This window comes from Clostridium sp. CAG:221 (assembly GCA_000435835.1).
Taxonomy (GTDB): domain Bacteria; phylum Bacillota; class Clostridia; order Clostridiales; family Clostridiaceae; genus Clostridium.
Map to the genome: position 1 here is coordinate 11,709 of FR883427.1, position 24,884 is coordinate 36,592.

Annotated in this window: 23 protein-coding genes and 1 pseudogene; 10 read left to right on the forward strand and 14 right to left on the reverse strand. The window is 29.0% G+C overall.

The window, feature by feature from the left end; translation table 11 throughout:
- Together Q5O44_RS13135 and Q5O44_RS13140 are read left to right on the forward strand one after the other, a co-directional pair.
- The gene (locus Q5O44_RS13135; protein ID WP_022168896.1) at positions 1–1,356 is read left to right on the forward strand and encodes a glycoside hydrolase family 32 protein; all 1,356 of its coding nucleotides are present in this window, start codon (positions 1–3) and stop codon (positions 1,354–1,356) included.
- 75 nt (positions 1,357–1,431) lie between these two features.
- Positions 1,432–2,376: a carbohydrate kinase gene (locus Q5O44_RS13140; RefSeq protein ID WP_022168897.1), complete on the forward strand. Its 945-nt coding sequence runs from the start codon at positions 1,432–1,434 to the stop codon at positions 2,374–2,376.
- Between the two features lie 174 nt (positions 2,377–2,550).
- Here the strand turns inward: Q5O44_RS13140 and Q5O44_RS13145 are convergent, their stop codons facing one another.
- From Q5O44_RS13145 to Q5O44_RS13160, 4 genes are all read right to left on the reverse strand, one after another.
- Entirely contained in the window at positions 2,551–3,108 is a 558-nt protein-coding gene (locus tag Q5O44_RS13145; protein ID WP_022168898.1) for a class IV adenylate cyclase, read from the reverse strand.
- 17 nt (positions 3,109–3,125) lie between these two features.
- Positions 3,126–3,806 (reverse strand): 5'-3' exonuclease H3TH domain-containing protein, encoded by a 681-nt coding sequence (locus Q5O44_RS13150; protein WP_022168899.1) that lies wholly within the window; start codon positions 3,804–3,806, stop codon positions 3,126–3,128.
- A gap of 210 nt (positions 3,807–4,016) precedes the next feature.
- On the reverse strand, positions 4,017–5,870 hold the full coding sequence (gene ltrA / locus Q5O44_RS13155) for a group II intron reverse transcriptase/maturase (protein WP_022168900.1): 1,854 nt from the start codon (positions 5,868–5,870) through the stop codon (positions 4,017–4,019).
- Positions 5,871–6,590: 720 nt separating this feature from the next.
- Positions 6,591–7,088: a PIN domain-containing protein gene (locus Q5O44_RS13160; protein ID WP_022168901.1), complete on the reverse strand. Its 498-nt coding sequence runs from the start codon at positions 7,086–7,088 to the stop codon at positions 6,591–6,593.
- 292 nt (positions 7,089–7,380) lie between these two features.
- On the opposite strand from Q5O44_RS13160, the gene Q5O44_RS13165 reads away from it, so the two are divergent.
- Positions 7,381–8,421 carry a nucleoid-associated protein gene (locus Q5O44_RS13165; RefSeq protein ID WP_022168902.1) on the forward strand — a complete coding sequence of 347 codons (1,041 nt, stop codon included), beginning with the start codon at positions 7,381–7,383 and terminating at the stop codon, positions 8,419–8,421.
- A gap of 164 nt (positions 8,422–8,585) precedes the next feature.
- A complete protein-coding gene (locus Q5O44_RS13170) occupies positions 8,586–9,485 on the forward strand; it encodes an Rpn family recombination-promoting nuclease/putative transposase (RefSeq protein ID WP_022168903.1) in 900 nt (299 codons plus the stop codon).
- Between the two features lie 63 nt (positions 9,486–9,548).
- On the opposite strand, the gene Q5O44_RS13175 is transcribed toward Q5O44_RS13170, so the two are convergent.
- From Q5O44_RS13175 to Q5O44_RS13190, 4 genes are read right to left on the reverse strand one after another with little or no spacing between them, the layout of a single operon-like run.
- On the reverse strand, positions 9,549–10,742 hold the full coding sequence (locus Q5O44_RS13175; RefSeq protein WP_022168904.1) for a DHHW family protein: 1,194 nt from the start codon (positions 10,740–10,742) through the stop codon (positions 9,549–9,551).
- A gap of 23 nt (positions 10,743–10,765) precedes the next feature.
- Complete coding sequence (locus Q5O44_RS13180; RefSeq protein WP_022168905.1) at positions 10,766–12,172, reverse strand: MBOAT family protein; 1,407 nt, start codon at positions 12,170–12,172, stop codon at positions 10,766–10,768.
- 24 nt (positions 12,173–12,196) lie between these two features.
- Positions 12,197–12,685 carry a DUF4358 domain-containing protein gene (locus tag Q5O44_RS13185; protein WP_022168906.1) on the reverse strand — a complete coding sequence of 163 codons (489 nt, stop codon included), beginning with the start codon at positions 12,683–12,685 and terminating at the stop codon, positions 12,197–12,199.
- A 14-nt stretch (positions 12,686–12,699) separates the two neighbouring features.
- The gene (locus Q5O44_RS13190) at positions 12,700–13,488 is read right to left on the reverse strand and encodes a GDSL-type esterase/lipase family protein (RefSeq protein ID WP_022168907.1); all 789 of its coding nucleotides are present in this window, start codon (positions 13,486–13,488) and stop codon (positions 12,700–12,702) included.
- A gap of 176 nt (positions 13,489–13,664) precedes the next feature.
- Between Q5O44_RS13190 and Q5O44_RS13195 the strand changes: the two genes are divergently transcribed.
- The 5 genes and pseudogenes from Q5O44_RS13195 to Q5O44_RS13215 all read left to right on the forward strand — a co-directional run bounded on the left by Q5O44_RS13195 (position 13,665) and on the right by Q5O44_RS13215 (position 17,339).
- Positions 13,665–14,822, forward strand: a complete 1,158-nt coding sequence (locus Q5O44_RS13195) for a DUF1002 domain-containing protein (protein ID WP_022168908.1) — start codon at positions 13,665–13,667, stop codon at positions 14,820–14,822.
- Between the two features lie 117 nt (positions 14,823–14,939).
- Positions 14,940–15,932 carry an ATP-binding cassette domain-containing protein gene (locus Q5O44_RS13200; protein WP_022168909.1) on the forward strand — a complete coding sequence of 331 codons (993 nt, stop codon included), beginning with the start codon at positions 14,940–14,942 and terminating at the stop codon, positions 15,930–15,932.
- 113 nt (positions 15,933–16,045) lie between these two features.
- Positions 16,046–16,645: pseudogene (locus Q5O44_RS13205) on the forward strand (ABC transporter permease).
- Positions 16,646–16,755: 110 nt separating this feature from the next.
- On the forward strand, positions 16,756–16,944 hold the full coding sequence (locus tag Q5O44_RS13210) for an ABC-2 family transporter protein (RefSeq protein ID WP_022168912.1): 189 nt from the start codon (positions 16,756–16,758) through the stop codon (positions 16,942–16,944).
- Between the two features lie 95 nt (positions 16,945–17,039).
- A complete protein-coding gene (locus tag Q5O44_RS13215) occupies positions 17,040–17,339 on the forward strand; it encodes a bacterioferritin-associated ferredoxin (RefSeq protein WP_022168913.1) in 300 nt (99 codons plus the stop codon).
- 118 nt (positions 17,340–17,457) lie between these two features.
- Here the strand turns inward: Q5O44_RS13215 and argF are convergent, their stop codons facing one another.
- The 4 genes from argF to argJ all read right to left on the reverse strand — a co-directional run bounded on the left by argF (position 17,458) and on the right by argJ (position 21,932).
- Positions 17,458–18,378, reverse strand: coding sequence for an ornithine carbamoyltransferase (argF, locus tag Q5O44_RS13220; RefSeq protein WP_022168914.1), 921 nt, complete (start codon positions 18,376–18,378; stop codon positions 17,458–17,460).
- Positions 18,379–18,522: 144 nt separating this feature from the next.
- The gene (locus Q5O44_RS13225) at positions 18,523–19,692 is read right to left on the reverse strand and encodes an aspartate aminotransferase family protein (RefSeq protein WP_022168915.1); all 1,170 of its coding nucleotides are present in this window, start codon (positions 19,690–19,692) and stop codon (positions 18,523–18,525) included.
- Between the two features lie 151 nt (positions 19,693–19,843).
- On the reverse strand, positions 19,844–20,698 hold the full coding sequence (gene argB / locus Q5O44_RS13230; RefSeq protein WP_022168916.1) for an acetylglutamate kinase: 855 nt from the start codon (positions 20,696–20,698) through the stop codon (positions 19,844–19,846).
- Between the two features lie 13 nt (positions 20,699–20,711).
- Entirely contained in the window at positions 20,712–21,932 is a 1,221-nt protein-coding gene (argJ, locus tag Q5O44_RS13235; protein ID WP_022168917.1) for a bifunctional ornithine acetyltransferase/N-acetylglutamate synthase, read from the reverse strand.
- Positions 21,933–22,048: 116 nt separating this feature from the next.
- On the opposite strand from argJ, the gene Q5O44_RS13240 reads away from it, so the two are divergent.
- Entirely contained in the window at positions 22,049–22,408 is a 360-nt protein-coding gene (locus Q5O44_RS13240) for a four helix bundle protein (protein WP_022168918.1), read from the forward strand.
- A 53-nt stretch (positions 22,409–22,461) separates the two neighbouring features.
- On the opposite strand, the gene argC is transcribed toward Q5O44_RS13240, so the two are convergent.
- Positions 22,462–23,496 (reverse strand): N-acetyl-gamma-glutamyl-phosphate reductase, encoded by a 1,035-nt coding sequence (argC, locus tag Q5O44_RS13245; RefSeq protein WP_022168919.1) that lies wholly within the window; start codon positions 23,494–23,496, stop codon positions 22,462–22,464.
- Positions 23,484–24,884 carry an argininosuccinate lyase gene (gene argH / locus Q5O44_RS13250; RefSeq protein ID WP_022168920.1) on the reverse strand — a complete coding sequence of 467 codons (1,401 nt, stop codon included), beginning with the start codon at positions 24,882–24,884 and terminating at the stop codon, positions 23,484–23,486. The genes argC and argH overlap by 13 nt, the downstream gene beginning before the upstream one ends.

Here is a 24,884-nt window from a genome sequence, read left to right on the forward strand (position 1 = left end):
ATGAGAAGGCCTAAATTACATTTTACATCACCTAAAAATTGGATAAATGATCCTAACGGATTTATATATTATAAAGGAGAATATCATTTATACTATCAATACTTCCCATATGCTGCAGAGTGGGGAACTACACATTGGGGACACGCAACTAGTAAGGATTTAGTAAATTTTGAACATCACGGTATTGCATTATTCCCAAGTAAGAAATTTGACAGTAACGGATGTTTCTCAGGAACAGCATTAATAGAAGATGATAAACTACAATTTTATTATACTGGAATTAAATATTTAAGGACTGAAGATGAAAATATTCATAGACCATATGATAATGAATCATTTGAAGCGTGCCAAGTGAAAATAGAAAGTAAGGATGGATATACATTTGATAACTTTAATGATAAAAAAGTTGTTATTCCACCTATAACTGATAGAAAATTAGGTAATAAAACTCATACAAGAGATCCAAAGGTTTGGAAATATAAAGATGGATATTCAATGATAGTTGGAAGTAAGTTTGAAAAAGAAGGTGTAGAAGGATATATAGGACAGGCTCTTTTCTACACAAGTAAGGACGGAGAATCTTGGGAATACAAAAACCGTTGCTACGATGAAAGTATAGGTGATATGTGGGAATGTCCAGATTTAGTTAATGTAGATGGAAAATATATTTTAATTATGTCTCCTGAACATATAACAAATGATGGGGTAAACTATACAAATAATTCTATTTACTCAATTGTAGATTTTGATGAAGAAACTTGTGAAATGAAAATAACAAATGGATATAGTTATTTAGATGAAGGGCTTGATGTTTATGCACCTCAAACAACTTTAGACAAAGATGGAAACAGAATTTTAATTGGCTGGGTTCGTATGCCTAAGAAGTTTGAAGGTGAAGAATGGATAGGTATGATGACTCTTCCAAGAGTAATAAATGTAATAGATAATAAAGTACATTTTGCAGTTACAGAAAATATACAAAACTTATTTACAAAAGAAATAAATAGATCAGATTTTGATATTAATAATCCATGCAGAATAAAAGTAAAGCTAAACAAAGAAAGTCATATAAATATTGGAGGATACAAAATATGTGTAGAAGATGATAGCATAGCAGTTGATAGAAGCGGTGTATTTGCAGATACTGATTTCAAAGCAGTAAAATTTAAATCATCTAAATTAGATGGAATATACGAGTTAGACATATTTGTAGATAACGGAATAATTGAAATTTTTATAAATGGTGGAAAGTATGTAATTACAAATGTAGTATACAATATGCAATCATACATTAAATATGATAATATTAATGAATTGGAAATGTTTGAGATAAATAATCCTGATATTATTTTATAAATTGAAAAAGTTTAAGAGTACCGCATTTTTAAAATAGTAGTACTCTTATCTAGCATATTATTGGAGGAATGGAAGATGAAAAAAGTACTTTGCCCTGGAGAAGCATTAATTGATTTTGTATCTAATGAGCATGGAAAAGCTTTAAAAGATACAAGTGGATTTATTAGAAAAGCTGGAGGTGCACCTGCTAATGTTGCTGCTGCAATATCTAAGCTTGGAGCAGATGCATATTTTTGTGGAACAGTTGGAGATGATTTTTTTGGGGAGTTTTTAGAGGAAACTTTTAAAAAAAATAATATTAATACTGAAATGATGATTAAATTAAAAGATAAAAGCACTACTTTAGCCTTTGTTTCACTTAAAGAAGATGGGGATAGAGATTTTAAGTTTATGAGAAATGCAGATTCAGATTTAATTTTTGATGAAATAAAGAATAATCTTGATCAATTCGATTTATTCCATTTTGGAAGTGCAACAGCATTTCTTGAAGGAGAATTAAAGAATACTTATTACAAGCTAAAAGACTATGCATTAAAAAATAATAAGATAATAACTTTTGATGCAAACTACAGAGACGCTTTATTTTGTGAAGATAAAGATACTTTTGTAAGTTGCTGTAAGGACTTTATAAAAGACAGTAAAATAGTTAAACTTAGTGATGAAGAAGCATGTTTAATAAGTGGCATGGAAAACATAGAAGAAGCAGCTAAATATATAATAGATTTAGGTTGTGAAAACTTAATAATAACTTTAGGTAAAAAAGGTGCACTTCTTACAACTAAAGAAAAACAAATATTAATACCAACAAACGAAATGAAAATGGTAGATGCAACAGGTGCTGGTGATGCTTTTATAGGTGCTGTTATTGCACAAGTGCTTAATACTCCTAATAAAAGCATAGAAGATATAATAAAAACAGCTAATTTAGTTGGAGGAATTACAACTACAAGAATAGGTGCATTAGAATCAATTCCAACATGGGATGAATTAGAACAATATAGTAAATTAGATCAAATATAGTATATTTTAAAAGTGTAGATATACAAAATAAAAGTTTGCAATTTTAACATTAGACTATGTTAGATAATTGTGTAATATATAAGCAATAAAAATAGCTAGACTACCTAGAATTATCCAATATCTAGCTATTTTTTGTATAATTTATACAAATCTGTAGATAGTCTATACTACTTATTATCTTCCAGGAGTACTTCCAGTTATTCCTCTTTCGGCTAAAATATCATAAATAGTTTGAGAAGTAGTATCTTCTAAAGTATATCCAAGAGAAGTAACAACTTTTTCTAAATTTTCAATGGAATCTGTTTCTATTTCAATATAAGGGAAAGGGCAGAAGCTTTTATCGTTAATATCTATTTCCACAAGAGCATTTTCAAGTTCATAGCTTTCTCTATATTTTTTTATAGATTCTTTCAATTTAAGACCTAATGATAAGAAGATTTTTCTTCCCATTTCAGCATCCATAATTATAGTTTCATTTTCTTCCATAACTTTAAATGTATCTTGGCTTAACATTTTCTTTGTAGTCATAAAAGTAATTTCTTTATTTGAAAGTCTGTCTGTAACAGTTCTAATTCTTGCATAACCTTTAGCAGATAGCAGTCTTCCATCTTCAAAATCATAAATTTCATTAACTTGGTCTTCAGATTTTACTTTTTTACCACCAAGAGATAGCAATTTTTCTCTTATATCATCTACATCAATATCAACAATTCTTGTTTCTAATTCTCTCATAAAATTTATTCTCCTTATTAAATTAATGTTTTAATTTCAAAGTCTAATAGTCTTGCTTTTAGTTCATCATAGTTTATATTAAGTTTAATATCATCAAGATTAACATTTGCAATGGATTCTATATCAGTTTTTATTGTAGCAAGTTCTTTACTCATAAAAGCAGATTCTTTTGCACATAATTGAACTCCATAAACTTCTTCATTTCTTAACTTTTCTATATCTTCAGCATTAGAAAGTCTTATAGGGAATCTTAATTTTCCAAGCTTTTCTTCAAATAAAGGTTGTAATGCTTTATCTTCCTCAGTAACTTCATCAAAAATAACATTGTAGTTAATTTTTTCTCCACTGCTTAAAGCAATAACACCTTCAGCAAGCATATAAGAAATAGGTGATCTTCCAATGCCTAAGCTCTCTTTAAAGAATTTCTTTAATTCCTTTTCTTCTTTTGAAGAAAGGTTTTCTATTGTATCATATATTGATTCAATATTTCCATACTCTTGAAGAAGAGGAATAACAGCTTTTTCACCTACACCTTTAACTCCAGGAATATTATCAGAAGTATCTCCACAAAGAGCTTTATATTCAACTATTTGATATGGTTCTAACCCTTTTATATCTTTTAACGTTGAAAGGGTAAATTCAAAGAAGCCATCAGGTACGTTAAATTCCTGTCTGTTTAAACCTAAATCTTCAAACATCTTATCAGCTTTGCTGCTTCCAAGCCATACTCTTGTATTTACATCAACAAGCTATAGCGATAGGTAAGTCTTTGGACCTAGTCCTCCGTTAAACAGCCTTCAATAACTGTAATAAGTTATCTAATACACTGAAACTTTTCCCCCGCTCCATACCGTGCATGCGACTTTCACCGCACACGGCAGTCCATCAATCTATTTTATACATTTTCTTTATATAGCTATTTCATAATTTCCAAATTTCTTTCTATATGTATTTAATTTTGCCATTTGTTTATTATCTAGAGTAACTTTCTTTAAATTTTCTTTTATAGTTTCAGGGTCAGTTGCATGTATTAATATATGGATGGTCTTTTTAACAAACATTAGATTGCTAAATTTATCAGCTCCATCAATATTTCTACCTTTTAGATGATGTACATCATCACCTTTTTCTAGCAGTTCCCCTGAAATAGCACATTTCCCTTTTTGAGCTATGAATTTTGATATTCTGTTATCATTGAATTCTGCACTTTCATTTTCATTTGGATTCTCCATAAGATATCTTAGTAGTTCATAATCAATATCAACCATAAGATTTGAATGTATCTTATCTCTTCCCTTTTTAGTATACAGGCAAACGTCTTGTTGAAAATTTAAAGGTTTTTTAGTTTTAACTGCATATATTGGGAACAAGGTTATTCCTCTTAATGAGAAGGTTTTTCCATTGTAATCCTCATACAGTCTGCGAAAAGTTTCGCTAGTGTTTTCTTTGTTGGTTACTCTTTTGAGGTTCTTACGTAGTCTGTTGTATTGTACTATTGAACACTCATAATTGATATTTGCAAAATCTTTACATACATGCGAGGCTATTTTATAGTAATTTTGTAGCCCCATAACAATAGCATTATATTGGTTAATTGTTTTAACTTCTTGGTTTTGCACTATATTTTTTATAGCAGTTTTAATTTTACGTTTAGCTTTTGCCACTGATTTGTCTGTTAATCTGCTTTTTGTAGTCCATTTATCTTTGTTAGTTTTATATGTTAATATAGTTTTAAATCCTAAGAATTCACAATAGGTTTTTCTTAGATTGGTTATTTTAGAGTTTTCTTCACTTATTTCCAATCCCAATCTATCTTTCAACCATTTAGTTACAGCATAGTACGTCTTTATAGCTGATTTATAGTCTCTACACATGATTTTGAAATCATCAGCATATCTTACTATATACATTTCTTTGAGCTTTGTTTTCTTTAGAGCTGCATATTTTGCTGTTTGGTCGAAGACACCATTCTTTTTGTAGTAACCATAGCTGTGAGATGTCACCATAAACTCCCACTGACTAGCAACCCACCAATCTAGCTCATTTAGAACTATATTCGATAGTAAAGGACTAAGTATACCTCCTTGAGGAATTCCTTTTGTGGGTTTTCCTTGGCCTTGGATTTCTGATTTGAGGATTCTTTTTATAATGCTTAACACTTTCTTATCTCTTATACCTAAATGATATAATTGCCTAATTAACTTGTTATGATTAACATTATCAAAGAAATCATTAATATCTATATCAACTACATAGTGAAGTTTATTGATATTAGCTAATGTATGAAATCTTGCTATGGCATGATGTGTATTCCTATTAGGTCTAAATCCATAACTGTGATTGTAAAATTTTGCTTCGCATATTGGTTCGAATATTTGTAGTATACATTGTTGAATTAATCTATCTTCAATGGTTGGGATGCCAAACGGTCTTTTTCTTTTCCCTTCATTATCTATCATAATTCTTTTAACAGCTTTTGGATTATAATCTAATAGTTTTCTTTTTACCATTTCTATAATGTCTATTGTATTTAGATAGTCTATGGTTAAGCCATCAACTCCAGGTGTATTTGCACCTTTGTTGTTTTGTATATTCCTATAGGCTAATTTAATATTATTTTTATCCACTATCATATCAAATAACTTGTAGAAGTTTCTACCTTCGTTACTATATTTATATAGTGTGTCAAATTTTTGTTGCATGTTGTAATATTCATTGTTTATTAATGTTTGTTTCTTTCTATTTGCTAAACTTTTCGCCATAAGTCTATAACCTCCTTTAATGGTGATTATATATATTTGTCTTACTCGAATACTCATCGTTCTAAGCTTAACTAATAAAAGAATTTAGAGTGTTTTAAAGAAAATATAGATTGACTTAGGGCTATTCCTCCACTACTTATTATCATAGCTTCATTGGTACTGTGCCCCTACTTTCAGACTAATTAAACAGAGATTTCTCACTAATAGCTACAGTTTTCCCACTCTGACCACTTCGTTGGGTGCAAGCCCTCCATGTTATAGTCCTTACCATGTTCCATTTAACCTATCATAGAATATCCTTAGGTGTCTTCTATAGACCTGTTTGCTAGAATGTTGCCTGTAACAACATTAGGGCTTTCATTACCGACAAGCTTACTAACCCCACAAACCACTCTCAGGAGTGTTATCCCACATTAGAGATATAGACTTTTAGACCCGTACATTCAAAGATTCGTCAGAGCTGATGCTCATTCTCACCATAGATATTCGACCCCAGACCTATCAACACTCGACTGCCTCCAGTTCGCATTTCCTCTACCATATCTTAGATATAGTGTTAGGGTGTCTCTCAGCCTACTTTACCGAGCTTATTACAATTATATTCTTGCAAATATGGTTGCAATTCGGAGCTTCAGGGAAGGCGTTTCAGGGCGTTACACCATCATTCCACCTTTCGGTTAAATAGTTTTATAGAATAAATCTATAAGCTAATCTTTTCAATTAGCAACATGTCGCACGCAAATAGTCTTCATCTTTTGTATGTAAAAATACAGGTATTTCTTTTTGGAATCTTTTTGCCAGTGATCCAGCAAAGTCATCAGCTTCATAAATAATTTCATCATCTTTTCCACTTAAAAACTGAGGAATAATTCCTTGTAATAAGTTTTGAGTAGCTATAAATTGTTCTTTTAATGGATGAGGAGTTGCTTTTCTTGTACCTTTATATGTACCACCAGCAATTTCTTGTCTGAAGGTTTGTCTTGAAACGTCCCATACCACTGCTAAGTGAGTAGGTTCATTTTTCTTAATTAAAGATAAAAGCGTTCTCATGAAAGGAAATACACCGTTAGTATATCTTCCGTCAGAAGTTTTCATCAGTCTTGTTAGAGCTTTTTCTTTATCTTCGTCAGTCTTAGCCATTAAGTAAGCAGTAGCAGTGGCATAAAAGCTAGTGCTTAGCAAACTGCTGCCATCTATAATAAGTAATTTTTCAGTCATAATATGCTCCTTAAATAATAATTTTTTGTATTATAATTATAACCTCTATTATAACAAAAAAAACAAGAAATTTAATTAGCAGAATATTTAATATTCTATGATTTCAAATAATAAAGTTGTAAACACCTTAATATTTATTTATAATTAATTGAAAATTAAAAATGAATTTAATTATTATGCTTACAAATCTTAAGATTAAATACAATGAAAATGTTAATACAAGAATAGTATATTTGAGCAACTTAATTTTTCATTTTTAATTATTAATTTTTAGCATTAAGGGGTGTTTTCTTTGGAATACGTTAATGACATAAATATTCAAGAAGCAGTAATACATATATTAGATAGTAATAGTCCTGATCCAATTTTAAATGAATTTACTTTAGAGCTTACAGAAGATATATATAAGTTTTTATATAGACATATTGAAAAGTGTTTTAAAGATGAAGAATTAAAAACAGCTGTCTTTAAGGAAGAAAGAAATATAGTTAAAGAAATTGTACAGGATTATTTAAATGGTGTAGACCATGATATAGTGAATCTTTCTAAGGAACTAGCAAGACAATTATTTGCCATAATGAATGGTAATACTAATATTCCATCATGTGATTTAATTGTTGTTTCTTTAATAACAGATCAAGGACCAATGATAGGTATACTTAAAATGGATTATGTTAAAAACTATACTCATCAAGTAGATTTTGTTGAAGATAAAATAGGAATAGGAATAGTTCCACAAATGGCAGGGCTTCCAGGCAGTGGTCAAAGAATTCAAAAAGCTGCATTTATAAAGCCAATAAGAGAAGATAATAAGTTTGATTTATATGTTATAGATAAACAAAGAAAATCTAAAGACGATGAAGAATATGGTGCTAATTATTTTATGAACCATTTTTTAGGATGTTCAGTGGTGGCTAATAACAGAGATATGACAAAGACATTTTTAAAAGCTACAGAAGCATGGACAAGAAGTAATGTAACAGAAGATGCAGTAAAAGCTGAAAAAATAAGAACAGCTGTAAAAAGTAGATTAAAAGAAGATGAATCTATTAATATAGAAGATTTAGCAACTCAATTATTCCATAATGAGCCAAATGCAAAACAAGATTTTTCTACCTTTATCAAGGGTCAAGGAATTGAAGAGGAAGTATCTGTTGATAAGGCTTGGGTTGAAAAGAAATTAAAGCGTGTAAGATTAAAAATAGATAAAGATATTGACTTATATATTAATGAAGAAACTTACCATGATAACAGTAAATTTGAAATTCAAAGAAATGGTGATGGAAGCATTAATATGATAATAAAACATGTTATAAATTACATAGAAAAATAATGTGAAAAAGGGTTGTTTTGAAATGATTTTTCATGCAGCCTATTTTTATGCTCTTGATTTTGTTTTTAAGAAATATTGTTATGAATAAATGAAAAAACAATGTTAAGAATTAAAATAAAAATGATATAATAACTTATATAAATTACGTAATGGAGTGTTAATATATGCCTAGAGTTTTATTAAGTCCTAAAATAGATTTTGTGTTTAAAAAAATATTTGGAAATGAAAAACATCCTGAAATATTAATATCTTTTTTAAATGCAGTTATGGAATCTACTGATCCTATAAAATCAGTACAAATTAAAAATTCAGATATAGAAAAAGAGCATATAGAAGATAAATATAGCAGGTTAGATATAAAAGCTATAACAAATAGTGGAGAGTATATTAATGTAGAAATACAGGTTAAAAATGAATACAACATGATAAAGCGTAGTCTTTATTATTGGAGTAAGATATATGAAGAGCAAATTGTTCAAGGTGATAACTATGAAAAGTTAGCTAAAACAGTTTGTATAAATATATTAGATTTTAAATATTTAAAAAATAATAGATATCATAATGCATATAGACTAAAAGAAATTGAAACAAATGAACAGCTTACAGATATAATGGAGATTCATTTCATTGAAATACCAAAGCTTAAAAAAGTGGAAAATTCAGAAGAAATAACAGATATGTTAACGGCTTGGGTTGAGTTTATAAGCAATCCAGAAGGTGATGTTATTGCAAATCTAGAGATGTGCAAAAAAGAAATAAGAGAAGCAAAAGAAGAACTAATTAGATTAAGTGCAAATTCTAGGGAGAGAATGCTTTATGAAAAGAGAAAAGAATCATTATTAAATAAAGCAAGTGCCATTATAAAAGCTACTGAAGAGGGAAGAGCTGAAGGTAGAGCTGAAGGTAGAGCTGAAGGAAGGGCAGAAGGAATAGAAGAAGGTAAGAAGGAGGAAAAAATTAAAAATGTAAAGAGTTTTTTACTTCTTGGTGTTGATTTAGAAACTATAGCTAAAGGTGCCGGAATATCAATTGAAGAAGTAATAAAGATAAAGGAAGAAATGTAGAACAATGAAAGGGGCTGTGGTACTAAATAATTAGTACACAGCCCCTTTAAAATATAAGAAAATTTACTGTATGTTTAAAATTGAATCATCTGAATTAAAGGTATTTGCATTAAATAAAAATAAAAGATCAGTAATTGAATTGTTTTCTATTAAGGTATTTATATTGTCATAATAATATCTTAAATCCACCACAAAAATTTCACCATAGTGAGATGTTAAAAATGGTAAAAAGCAGTTGGCATATGAATCTTTAATAAGAAGAAGCTTTTTACTAGGATCACCAGTAGATTTAATATTTATTAAAGGGTGATTTCCTCCTGTAAAAACTTCATATTTATCTTTAGTATTTAATGCTTCACTTTTGAATAAAGTAGATGATTTAAATTGTTCAGAAATATAATTTACAACCATAGGAGAATATTTAGGAACGTATAGTTCTATGCTATCAGAAGTATTTCCTAAAACACCTATTTTAGATGATAAGCTACCATAAAATTTATCAGTAACATTTACAATATCAAATTCATCTTTAGATTTGGCAGTGAGTCCTAATGCTTTGCAAAATTCAGTATAAGCAATATAGGCGCCGTTGCTAGTCCAATGATGATCTGTTTTATAATATACATAATTATCTTTATTTTCATATAATGCATTATATGGGTTTATTTTAATTATACTTTCATTTAACTCAGAAAAAACTTTATCAATAAAAGCTAATTCATCATCATTTACTGAAAATGGAGGAAGATATTCCTCTAAAACTTTTGTAGCAGTAGGTACTAGCATTATGTTTGTATTTAAATTAGAGTGTTCATTAAAAAAAGAGTTTATTGCATTTATTTTAGCAGATGTCTCTTCCTCACTGGCTTCAGTAAATGATTGAATAAGATAATTTTTTTTACCTAAATATACAGAGTTAATTTTAGTTTTTCCTAAAAGTTTTTCAAAGGAAGTTTTTATAGATAAAAATCCATTTCTACCAGCAAAATTATCATTTATATAGCTAGAAAAATCTTCACTAAAATCTCCATTCATAAAAGAGCTTATTGTAAACTTAGGCATTGTAGTTAATGTTCTGTTTTCTATTTCAGAAAAAGATTTATCTTTTGCAAGTATATTTATTATCATAATAAGAAATATTGCAAATATAAAAAATACCATTAAAAATCTATCTATAATTTTGTTATAAAATAATATTTTTTTTTCTTTTTTTAAATTAGATGAATTTTTTTTATGTAATTGTTCAGCATTATACATAACATGGCTCCTTAAAATATTTGTTAAAACCTAAAATATAAAAATGGATTAAAGCTTTCTCCTACTAAATAGGAAATAGATAATATAAATATTATTAAATACATTGAAATAATAATAAATATGTTAGATTTTTTTAAAGAACATCTTAATTTTTTAAATACATTAGGTAATAATGTAGTACTGCATATTATACCAATTAATAAAATAACTATATTATTTGATAAAATAAACAGTGAAAGTTTATCAACAACTAAATTATTAGATAATCCAAACATAATACTTATGTATTCCATTGCCGATGATAGAGTATTCATATCAAAAATTACCCAACCAATAAGTACCAGTATTAAAGTATATATATGACATAAGAATGAAGGTAATTTATTTAAAATATTTTTAAATATTATTTTTTCTATAAATAAAATAACTCCAAAATATATTCCCCAAGCAATAAAGTTAAAGCTTGCACCATGCCAAAGGCCTGTTGTAAACCAAACAACAAATAAATTTCGTATTTGTATTAAGTTTCCTTTTTTATTACCACCAAGAGGAATATAAAGATATTCTCTAAACCATGTACCAACAGAAATATGCCATCTTCTCCAAAACTCAGTTACACTTTTAGATATGTAAGGATAATTAAAGTTCTCTAAAAATTCAAAACCAAACATTTTAGCTAAACCAATGGCCATATCTGAATATCCACTAAAATCAAAATATATTTGTAATGCAAAGGCTATAATACCTATCCAAGAAGTTAATATTGAAATCTCATTAAGTGGAATAACTTTAATTTCACTCCAAATTGCTCCTATTGAATTTGCTAATAAAACTTTTTTACCTAATCCAATAATGAATCTATGTACACCTGATGAAAATTGAGTTAAATTTTCATTTCTATTTTTAAGTTGACTTTCTATATCATTATACTTTACAATTGGCCCAGCAATTAGTTGAGGAAACATTGTAATATATGCAGCAAAATTTATTAAGTTTTTTTGTACTTTTGTTTTTTTTGTATACACATCAATTATGTATGAAATCTGTTGGAATGTATAAAAAGATATACCTAAAGGAAGAGGAATATCTCTTATAACTAAATCAATTCCAAAAAGTGAACCTATAGAACTTATTATAAATCCGTAATATTTAAAAAAGAATAAAATACTTATATCAATTAAAAGTAATGTTATAAATATAAATTTTCTTTTTTCAGTATCTGACGAATTTTTTACTATTTGTAAAGCACCTATATAATTTATTAATATAGATAAAATAATAAGAAAAATAAATTTAGGTTCTCCCCAAGCATAAAATATTAAACTGAAAAGTAGTATAACAAAATTTTTCAATGGCCTTGGTGATATGTAATAAATTAATAAAACTATTGGTAAAAATACAAATAAAAATGTTAAACTGCTAAAAACCATAGTAACTATCTCCAATCAATAAAATTATTTAAAACTAGAATTTATTAGTTTATTTATATCTGATGAATTTTTAGAGACAATAAAAACTAAATAATTACCATGTGTTTTCAAGACAGCATTTTTTAATATACTGTAATTTTCAGGAATATAAGTTTTAAAAGTTTCACTTTGTTTTTCTAATCTAGAATTAACCTTATCTTTTAATAAAGGTAAGGTTTCTGAGTTTTTGGCTTTTAAAATTAATATTTCCTCAGCATCTACATTGCTTTTTGGCGTATAGCAAATAAAGTCTTCTATATAATTTTGATTTATGTAATAAAGTTTTTTTATATCATTAATATCACCTGGTTTTAAATAATTAAAGTCTACTATATTATCTAAATTTTTTTTTAGTGAATCCATATCTATGTTCTTTAATGATAAAATTGGATAAAGTCCAATAAATATTAAAAATAATATGATAAATTCTAATTGATAGTATTTTTTATAATTAATTGGTTTTTTATAATTCATAAAAATTTCCTCTTTTAGTTTATATAATTTTTTAGATAATCTAACATCATTGGATAAAAATCATATTGAAAATGGATACCATCACTGGTATGAAGATTTTCATTAGACAAAGCCAAAGAAGATAAATCTATATAAGTAGTATTAGTTTCTAATGCAACCTCTTGAACTAAATTTCTAAATATATTTAAATTTTCGTTTGTTAACCTATAATTTCTTTGATAACTACTTGTGTCTGTTATAGGTAATGGTGATATAAGGTATATATTTGAATTAGGTAGTCCAGATTGTAAACTTTCAACAAGTTCTAAATATTTATCTTTAAACACTTGAAAACTCCATCCTGCTGGATCGGTGCTATAAAACTCTATAACATCATTTAAACCATAAAATAAAACAATATTTTTAGGATTCATATTTTTAATGGTAGATATATATTCAAGACCATTTAAAACTGTATCACCTTTGCCACAAATTACATTATAGCTATCTATAAATCCAAACTCTTCAAAGCCTTCAGTAATTGAATCTCCAACAAATAAAGTATTGCTGAAATATTCAGCATAGCTTAAGTTAGGGTTAGAAGAGTTAATTTCAGTTGTATCTTCAACTGGAGGTTTAAGTGAATTTAAGTAATTATTTATAGCTTCCTCAGAAGAAGCTACTGAAGTTTCTTCTAAAGTTTGTAAGAACTTTTCGTTATTTATATTATTATTCAATAAATTAATAGGAAAAATTCCTTTTATAAAATTTATAGAAATGAAGAATATTAAAAAATATATAAAAAAATACACGAATTTTATCATAATTGTTCTCCTTAAAAATAGTACATATTAAAGTATATTTTTTTATGGATTCTAGGTCAAGTATAATGAAATAAATGTTTTATTAAAAATTTATTAAATTTGTAAAGACTAGTGGAAAGTTTTATGTCGATGTAGTAATATGGTAGTAAAATTTTAGAAGGACAGGAGTTTTGATTATGTTAAGAAATAAATTTAAGAATATAGCATTTAGCTTAGCTATTGTTATGGGCATAGGGGTAGCTACTCCAGTATTTGCAAAGTCAGATTATAATCCAGGAGATATTTTAGCTTTAGGTTCTGATTTAACTGATGCTCAAGAAGCTGCTTTAAGAAAATATTTTAATGCTCCAGATGGGACAAACACCATATATGTAACAGATGAAGTGATAATAGAGCAATTAGGTTTGGATCCAAATGACCCAGCTAATTATGCAGGTGGATGCTATTCAAGTGCATATGTAAAATTATTAGATGATAATAGTGGAATTAATGTAACGGCTACTAATTTAACAGAAGTAACAGAAAGTATGCTGATGAATGCTTTAATTACTTCAGGAATAACATCAGCAGATGTTAAGGTTTCTGCACCTTTTAAAGTTACAGGAACTTCAGCTTTATCAGGAATACTTGCAGGTGTTGAAGAAGTTGGTGGCTTTGAAATTTCATTAAAGCAAAAGGAAACAGCACAAAAGGAAATTGAAACAACAGTTGCAGTTGGGGATGAAATAGGTTCAGAAGAAGCTTCTACCTTAATTAATGATGTTAAAACAGAAGTAATTAAAGAACAGCCAGAAACAGAAGAAGAAATTAAGGAAATAGTTGAAAACATTACAAATCAATATAATGTGAATATTAGTGTTAATGCAAAAGATTCTATTGTAAACTTAATGAGTGATGTTAATGACTTAGATTTAGATTACTCAGAATTAAAAAATTCTTTAAAGGAAGCAAGCAATAAATTAAGTAATAACCTTAAAGAACTTGGGATTAAGCTAAAAGAAGAAGGTTTCTTTGAAAAGATTAAAAATTGGTTCGTAGATTTATGGGACAAGTTTATAAGCTTATTTAGAAGTAGTGATAGTAATGAAGAAGAGAACACAGATAGTATTCCTCTAGAATTAAATCAAGAGCCAACACAAGAACAATCTGAAGCTGATAATCAAAATTTAGAAGAAGAGATTAAGCCAGTGGATGATACACAAATAGGAGATACAATAATAGAAGAGCCCGTAAATGATGAAAATACAACTGAAGATACAACAACTTCAGAAGAAGGACAAACATCAGATAATACAGATGAAACTATAATAGAAACTGAAACAACAGAAAATTAATAATAAGCTGAAAATTAGAAGATTATCTAATTTTCAGCTTATTATTATACAAATATTGGAAAAAAGTGGTGGGTGGTGATAAACTAATAAATAGAATTAAGAAAAGGGGGTAGCCACTTGATTAAAGTTGAGAACTTAAGTAAGGAATTTAAGATTAGTAAAAAATATCCTGGTTTTAAGGGAGCTTTAAGGTCATTTTTTTCAACTGAGTATACAATAAAAAAAGCAGTAGATGATATTAGTTTTGAAATAAATGATGGAGAAATTGTTGGATATATTGGAGCAAATGGTGCAGGAAAGTCTACAACCATTAAAATGATGACAGGAATCCTTACACCATCATCAGGCAGGATAATAGTGGATGGAGTTGTACCATACGAAAATCGTGAAAAGAATGCAAAAAATATTGGTGTTGTCTTTGGGCAAAAGACTCAGCTATGGTGGGATTTGCCTGTTTTGGAAACGTTTCCACTATTAAAGGATATATATGGAGTAAGTGATGAAGAATATGAAGAGAGAATGAATTATTTTAAAGAGATATTAGGCTTAGATGAATTCTTTTTAAGTCCAGTAAGAACATTGTCTTTAGCTCAAAGGATGAGAGCTGATTTGGCAGCAGCACTTATTCATAATCCTAAAATAATATATTTAGATGAACCTACTATTGGTTTAGATGTTGTGGTAAAGGAAAGTGTTAGGAAAGCTATAAAATATATTAATGAAAAGTATGGAACTACAATTATACTAACAACCCATGACTTAAATGATATTGAGGAGTTATGTAACAGAATAATCATAATTGATAGTGGCAAAAAGATATATGATGGGGAGCTTGAAGGTGTTAAAGAACAATTTGGATATTTAACAACCATTGAAATTCAGTTAAAAGATAAAAGTAATATAGAAAAAATTAATTTCGCAAGATTTAAAGATGATGACTTTAAGCTAAATATGAAAGAAAGTAAGGTTAGTATAACCTTTAATAAAAATAATATATCTTCAGCAGATATAATTGGTGAAGTTATGAAAAAATCAAAGGTTATAGATTTTAATATTAAAGAAACCAGTATTGAAGATATTGTAAAGAAGATGTATAAAAATGAGGTGTGAAAATGAATAGGTTAGGAGATTTAAAAACTTATTTACCTTTTGCCAAAAATTCATTTCAACAATTAATTTCATATAAAGCTAATGTTATTATGTTTATGTTTGGGGATGGATTGATGCTAGCTGTTACTTATTATCTATGGAAAGCTATATATTCAAGCACATCAGACAAGCTATTAAATGGTTTTACATTAAATGAAATGATAATTTATGTTTTTATATCTTTTTTAACAGCATTAATAATAGATGTAGATATAAGTTATAGTATTTCAGAGGAAGTTAAAAATGGATAAATAGCAGTAAATTTAATAAAACCAATAAACTATGAAAAAAGAATGTTATTTCAAGGACTAGGAAAAGTTTTTTATAATTTTGTAGTTATTTTTGTATTAGCTTTTACAGTAACAGTAATTATGTTCTATAAATTTTTTGGGTTTATAAGTATAGGAAGAATTTTAATATATTTTTTAAGTATTATCTTAGGTGTTTTTATTAATTTTTATTTTAGCTATATCTTTGGGTTATTGTCTTTTAAAATAACTAACATGTGGGGGCTATCTCAAATAATGGGAGCAATAATAAATTTGTTATCAGGTATGTTAATTCCAATTTCCTTTTTTCCATTATGGGCACAAAAAATAGTAAATTTTTTTCCTTTTAGTTCAACAATTTATACTCCTTCTATGATATTTTTAGGTAAGATTAATGGAATATAGAGCAGATTTTTTATTAGGGCTTATAGGTTTTATATTAGTACAAGGTGTAGGAATAGTCTTTATAGGTCTAGTTTTTAATTCAATACCTACTTTAAAGGGATGGAGCTTTTATGAAATATTATTTATATTTTATCATTCCTTTTGCTTTTACAGGTTATTTTCCAGCGGCTTATATATTAGGAAAAGGAAGCTTTTTATTAGGGGTAGTGCTTACATTTGTAGTAAGTTTTATATCAATTTTTATAGCATATAGAATATGGCTTATAGGAATAAAAAGGTATGAAAGTTCAGGAAGTTAGAAATTATTTCAGGATTTCTTTACATTTAAAAATAATTTATTTGGGTATACTAATAAAATAAAAATATTAAATTTAAATGTAAGGAGATATTATATATGAGTTTAGATATGGAAAAATATATAAAAGTAAGAAAGGCTCAAGCAGAAGGAGTAAGAACAGTTGAAGAACTTAAAGAAAAATCTGATATAGTAATAGATAATGATACTGAAATTCAGGAAATAGAAAAAATATTACAAAATGCTTGTAAGTGTAAAAATGTATCTGTAAGTGAAGTGGTGAGCGCAGTTAAAAATGGTGCAGATACTTTTGAAAAAGTTGCTGAAACAACAGGAGCAGGTACTGCCTGTGGAAGATGTAAGGAAATTATATTAAACATAATAGAAAATAAAAGATAATTAGAATTAAATAAGACTTATAATTTTAGTTTAAATAAAATCATAAGTCTTATTTTTTAGAAAGTTCCAAAGGAATTTCATACATAATTATTCACAATAAATTTTCAGTTATAAAAGATTAGGATAATAATTTTACTAAGATTGCTTTTTGAGCATGTAGTCTATTTTCTGCTTCTTCAAAAATAGTATCAGCATGAGCTTCTAATATTTCTTCAGTTATTTCCTCTTCTCTATGAGCAGGAAGACAGTGAAGAACTATGGCATCCTCTTTAGCTAAGCTCATAAGCTCTTTATTTACCTGGTAGTCTTTAAAAGCTTTCATTCTCTCTGCAGCTTCTTTTTCTTGCCCCATACTAGCCCATACATCAGTTATAACAACGTCAGCATCTTTAACAGCTTCTTCTGGAGATTTTGTCATAAAGAAAGAGACACCGTTTTTAATAGCAAGTTCATTTCCTTTATTTACATAGTAAGCTGGTGGTTTATATCCTTCAGGATTAGCTATAGATATATGCATTCCTAAAGTTAAACATCCAACTAAAAGAGAATTACACATATTATTTCCATCACCAATATAGGCAACTTTTAATCCTTCAAGAATTAATTTCTTTTCTCTAATGGTCATTAAATCAGCTAATACCTGACAAGGATGCTCATCATCAGTTAATCCGTTTATAATTGGAATAGATGATACTTCAGCTAGAGTTTCTACACCTTTTTGTGAAAAGGTTCTAATCATAATACCATCTAAATATCTTGATAATACCCTTGCTGTATCTTGGATAGGTTCTCCACGACCAATTTGTAAATCCTTTGAACTTAAAAATAGAGGATGGCCTCCAAGTTCATACATACCAACTTCAAAAGATACTCTTGTACGAGTAGATGCTTTTTCAAATATCATCCCTAACGACTTACCCTTAAGCAAATGATGTTCAATACCATGTTTGTTTTCATATTTTAATTGATCCGCAAGATTTAAAATATCTAATATTTCTTCTTTTGATAAATTATCCATACGTAATAAATCCTTTTTCATAAAAAAAACCCCCCTTAAGTTAATGATGAATGATGAGTGATGAATTGTGGAATAAACTCCAAGAAGGAGTTTAAAAAGAATTAATTTATAGAAACTCTTTGAGTTTCATCCTTAATTCATAATTCATCATTCATAATTCTTAATTTATTTTAGTGCTTGCACTAAAATATTAATTCCTTCTTTAAGTTCACTTTCTGAAATGGTAAGCGGTGGTAGAAGTCTCACTACGTTTTTACCAGCTGTTAGTACTAGAAGTCCATTTTCAAGAGCTTTTTTTTGAATTTCAGCTGGAGGGCAGGAAACTTCAATTCCAATCATCAATCCTAAGCCACGGATATTTTTAACTAAAGGAAGATTGGACTTTAATAATGTTTCTCTTATAAGTTCTCCTTTAGCTTGGACAGATGATAATAAGTCCTCATTGCAAATTTGATCTAAGACAGCCATTGCGCCAGCACATACCACTGGATTACCACCAAAAGTTGATCCATGATCTCCAGGTACAAAAGTATCAGCTAATTTTTCATTACAAAGAATTGCACCAATAGGAAGACCTCCACCTAAGCCTTTAGCAAGAGTAATAATATCAGCTTCTACACCAAATTCTTGAAAGCCAAAAAGATAACCTGTTCTGCCTAGTCCACATTGAACTTCATCAAAGATAACTAAAACATCTTTTTCTTTGCATATTTTACATACGTCTTTAACAAAATCACTATCTAATAAATTAACGCCACCTTCACCTTGAATTGCCTCCATGATAACAGCACAGACATCATCAGTTAATTTTTCTTTAAAATCTTCCAGTGAATTAGGAATTACATAATCATAGCCTTCAGGAAAAGGAGCAAAATATTTATGAAACTTATCTTGTCCTGTAGCAGTAAGTGTAGCTAATGTCCTACCATGAAAAGAATCTTTTAAAGAAAGAATTTTATTTCGCTTTTCACCATATTTCATGAAGCTATATTTCTTAGCTAATTTTAAAGCACCTTCATTTGCTTCAGCACCTGAGTTAGCAAAAAATACTTTGCTCATTTTGGATACTGTAGTTAATTTGTCAGCTAATTCAACAGTAGGTGTGCTTAAGAGAATATTTGAAAGATGGGTAAAAGAATTAAGTTGATTTAAAATAGCTTTATTTAATTTTTTATTGTTATAACCAACAGAGTTAACTCCAATTCCACTGGTAAAATCTATATATTTTTTATTGTTTTCATCAAATAAGCAAGAACCTTCCCCATGAGTAATTACTATAGGGAGAGGAGCATAAGTATGCATTAAACATTCATTAGCTTTTTCAAATAAATCCATGTAAAAACCCCCTTAGTTAATGATGAATTATGAATTAAGAATGACGAATTAATGATGAAATTCTTACAGAATTTCTGAAAATTATATTTTTACTAAATTCCGTTGAGGAATTTATTCCACAATTCATCATTCATCATCCATCACTCATCATTTAATAAATTTCTGTTCCGATTCCTTTTTCGGATAGCAGTTCAAGTAGTATAGCATGAGGAATTCTTCCATCTATAATTACTGATTTTTTTACACCAAGGCGTACAGCTTCAACGCAACAACTTATCTTAGGTAGCATTCCACCTTGTATTACTTTATCTAAAGTAAGCTTTGGAATTTCATGAAGTCTTAAAGTTGATATCAAGGAAGAATTATCTTTAGGATTCATTAGCACACCAGGTACATCAGTAAGTAAAAGAAGTTTTTCTGCCTTAAGAGCAGCAGCAACTTTAGCAGCACAAGTGTCAGCATTGATGTTATAGCTATCTTGATGATCTTTATCAGTACCTATGGAAGCTACCACAGGAATGTAGCCTGCTTCAATGGCTAACTTTAAAGGTTCAGTATTCACATTAGTTATTTCACCAACATAGCCTAAATCAACATCAGAATTTAACTTTTTACAAGTAATAAGGTCACCATCAATACCTGAGAAGCCTAATGCTTTTCCACCGCAACGGCCAAGAAGCTTTACAAGGTCTTTATTGACTTTTCCAGCAAGAACCATTTGAGCAACATCCATGGTATCTTTGTCAGTATATCTTAGACCATTAATAAATTTAATTTCATGATTCATTTTCTTTAAAGTTCCACTTATATCAGGACCACCACCATGAACAATGATAGGATTTATTCCTATACATTTCATTAAGACTATATCGTTGATGACTGTTTTAGTTAATTCATCATTAATCATGGCGTTGCCACCATATTTTATAACCATAGTCTTACCGTAATAGGCTTGTATATATGGCAGTGCTTGAATTAATATATTTGCATGTTCGCTATGATTCAATTTAACTCACTTCCTAACTTCTATACTCACCGTTTATTTTTACATAATCATAAGTTAAATCGCAGCCCCAGGCAGTAGCAGAGGCATTGCCAGAATGTAAATTAATATTTATTTTAACGGTATCCTTTAATAATATTTCTTTGGCTTTAGTTTCATCAAATTCTATAGAGCAGCCATTTTCACATACAAGAATGGAATCTGATTCACTGGCAAAATATACGCTCACTAAATTAGGATCAAAATCAGCATCAGCATAGCCTAAGGCACAAAGAACTCGTCCCCAATTAGCATCACTACCAAAGATAGCAGCTTTTACTAAGCTGGAGTTAATTACACTTTTAGCAAGAATTTCAGCAGATTTTTCATCTTTAGAGCCAGATACATTACATTCAATTAATTTTGTAGCGCCTTCACCATCCTTAGCAATTTCTTTTGCTAAATGTATATTAAGTGTATTTAATGCTTCAAGGAATATAGAGTATTTTTCATCTTTCTCAGTTATGGTAGCATTGCCTGCTAATCCATTGGCTAATATTACTACCATATCATTGGTGCTAGAATCGCCATCAACACTTACTCTGTTATAGGATAAATCAACAGAAGACTTTAAAGCTTCTTTTAAAAGTTTTGCATCAATATTTAAATCTGTTGTTATAAAAGAAAGCATAGTAGCCATATTAGGATGTATCATCCCTGAGCCTTTTGCCATAGCTCCAATAACCACAGGAACACCATCAATTTCAAATTCAATAGATATTTCCTTTGTAGAAGTATCTGTAGTAATTATTGCTTCAGCAGCAGAGTGACCACTTTGGCTATCAAGATTTGCCACAGCTATAGGAATACCATCTTTAATAGCATCAATGTTTAAAGGAACTCCTATTACCCCAGTAGAAGCAACTAAAACATCATCAGCTTTTACATTTAATGCTTTCCCACAAAGAACAGTCATTTTTTTTGCTTTTTCTAAACCATCATTGCCTGTGCAAGTATTGGCGTTACCACTATTAATTATGATGGCTTGCGCACATTTATTGCTTAAATGCTCCTTGGTGATAAGCAGTGGAGCACCTTTAACTTTATTTTTTGTATAAACGCCACATGCAGTAGCTGGAACGTCCGAATAAATAATAGCTAAATCTTTTTTTAAGGAACTTTTTTTTATGCCACAATGAACTCCAGCAGCCTTAAACCCATTTGGTGCAGTAACACCATTATTTATATTAATTTTCATTTTGAATAACCCCCTTAGTTAATGATGAATGATGAATTATGAATGATGAATTATGAATGCATTGTTATGAATACAAAGTGTAGAATTTGGATAGAGTTAACTAGTAGGTGATAAATATGTCTAATATGGTATTAAAAAAAACTTTTAATTTTTCTGTTAATTCTATCGAAGTATATAGAACTTTGATTGCAAAAAGCGAATATGTTTTATCTAAACAATTTTTAAGAGCTGCAACATCTATAGGAGCCAATGTAAGGGAGGCTAAGAGAGCACAAAGTAAAAAAGATTTTTTAAGTAAAATCAATATAGCTCTGAAAGAAGCTGACGAAATTTTATATTGGATAGAATTGCTTTATGCAACTAATTATTTAGATAAAAAAGAATTTGATTTTTTAGATTCAAATTGTATAGAGTTAGTTAAGATATTATCTAATATCGTAGCTACAACTAAAAAAAATTTAAATAATAAATTATAAAATAATTTATTATTATCCGAAATTCATCATTCATCATTCTTAATTCATAATTATTAAAAAGCTGGGCTTATCATATTTAACCCGCAATTTTCATTTAGTCCGAGAATTAAGTTTAGGTTTTGTATAGCTTGTCCTGCTGCACCTTTAATCATATTATCTATGGTGCTGACAATTATTAATTTATCTTTTCTATAGTTTTCATGTAATGAGATTTGACAATTATTAGAGTACTTGACGTTTTTAATTTCTGCTGTAGTGTCTAAAGGTAAGACTTGAAGGAAGTTTTCATCTTTATAAAATTCTCTATATATATGATGTATTGCTTCAAGTGATAGGTTATCTTTTGGTTCACAATAAATTGTTGAAAGAATACCTCTATTTATTGGTAGAAGGTGAGGAGTAAATGTTACTTCCACTGATTCACCAGCAATAGATGAAAGTGTTTGCTCAATTTCAGGAGTGTGTCTATGAGAGCCTATTTTGTAAGGCGCAAAGTTTTCATTTAATTCGGCATAGTGGCTTTTAAGAGAAAGTCCACGGCCAGCACCTGTAGCACCAGATTTTGAGTCAATAATTATATTGTTTGTTTTAATTAATGAATTTTTTAGTAAAGGCATTAAAGCTAAGGCAATGCTTGTTGGATAACAGCCAGGGTTAGCAATAATGCTACAATCTTTTATTTTTTTTCGGTTTAATTCAGGTAAGCCATAAACGCTAAGCTTATGTATATCACTATTTAAAAAATCTTTACCATACCATTCTTTGTAGCTTGATTCAGAATCAAGTCTAAAATCTGCACCTAAATCGATGATTTTCTTTTTTTTCTCTAAGGCTTTTAAAGCAAATTTTTCGCTAAATCCATGAGGAAGAGCAGTGAATATCACATCAGATTTTTCAATAACGTCCTCAGGATCTTCACAAATTAAATTAGTTTTATGAAAGAGCATTTTATATACGGAAGCTATTTCTTCACCTTTAAAAGATGAAGATGAAATAGCTTCAACAGTAACAAAAGGATGATTTAAAAGTAGCCTTAAAAGTTCTATGCCCACATATCCTGTGGCACCAATAATTCCTACTTTAGACATTTTAGCACCTCCATTTTTTCACTTATAAAGTTTTCTAAAAGGGAAATCTGACTTTGCACTGATGAAGAGCTAGGTCCCCCCATAACGCTTCTTTCTTCTACACAAGTTATAAGGTCTATGGCTTTATATACATCTTCTTCAAAGAAAGGAGAAAATGATTTAAATTCATCAAGGCTTAAATCATCAATGGCCTTATTTTCATCTATGCAGTATAAGACGATTTTACCAACTATTTCATGAGCATTTCTAAAGGCTTCACCTTTTTTTACTAGGTAATCAGCAACATCTGTGGCATTGGTAAATCCGCCAGAAGCAGCTTTCTTCATTACATCTTTTTTTATTTTCATGGTATCAAGCATGCCAGTAAAGGTTTGGATTGATATTAGTACAGTATCAAGTCCATCAAATAAAGCTTCCTTATCTTCCTGCATATCTTTGTTATAAGCTAAAGGAATCCCTTTCATAACTGTTAAAAGTGTCATTAAATCACCATAAACACGGCCTGTCTTGCCACGAACTAATTCTGCCACATCAGGATTTTTCTTTTGAGGCATTATGCTACTACCAGTACTATAAGCATCATCTAATTCAACAAAGTTAAATTCACCTGTACACCAAAGGATCACTTCTTCAGAAAAACGAGAAAGATGCATCATTATAAGTGAAAGGGCAGATAATGCTTCAATGGCGTAATCTCTATCTGAAACAGAATCAATACTATTTACTGTAGGCTTATTAAAGCCAAGCTCATTACTGACAAAGTTTCTATCGATGGGATAAGTAGAAGTTGCCAGTGCACCACTGCCTAAAGGCATTTCATTCATTCTTTCATAGCAGTCTAAAAGTCTGCCGTAGTCTCTTTTAAGCATTTCAGCATAAGCCATTATATGATGAGCAAAGGTAATTGGTTGAGCTTTTTGCATATGAGTGTAGCCAGGCATAATGGTATTTATATTTTCCTTTGCTTTATTTAAAATGACAGTTTGTAAATTTAATAGTTCATTGGCCACCACTATTAAATATTTTTTTACATATAGTTTAGTATCTAAAGCTACCTGATCATTACGACTTCTGCCAGTATGAAGTTTTTTACCTTCATCACCAATATAATATGTCAAAGTACTTTCAATAAAACTATGAATATCTTCAGAAGAGTTATCTATATGGATAACTCCGTTTTCCATTCTTTTTAGTATTTCATTTAATCCATTCACTATTTTTTCACTGTCCTTTGCTGGTATTATTCCTTGTTTGCCAAGCATCTTTACATGGGCAAGGCTTCCTAAAATATCTTCCTTATACATACGAGAATCAATTGATATTGAGGCGTTAAAGGTATTGACTAATTCATTAACGCCAGATTTAAATCTTCCACCCCAAAGCTTCAT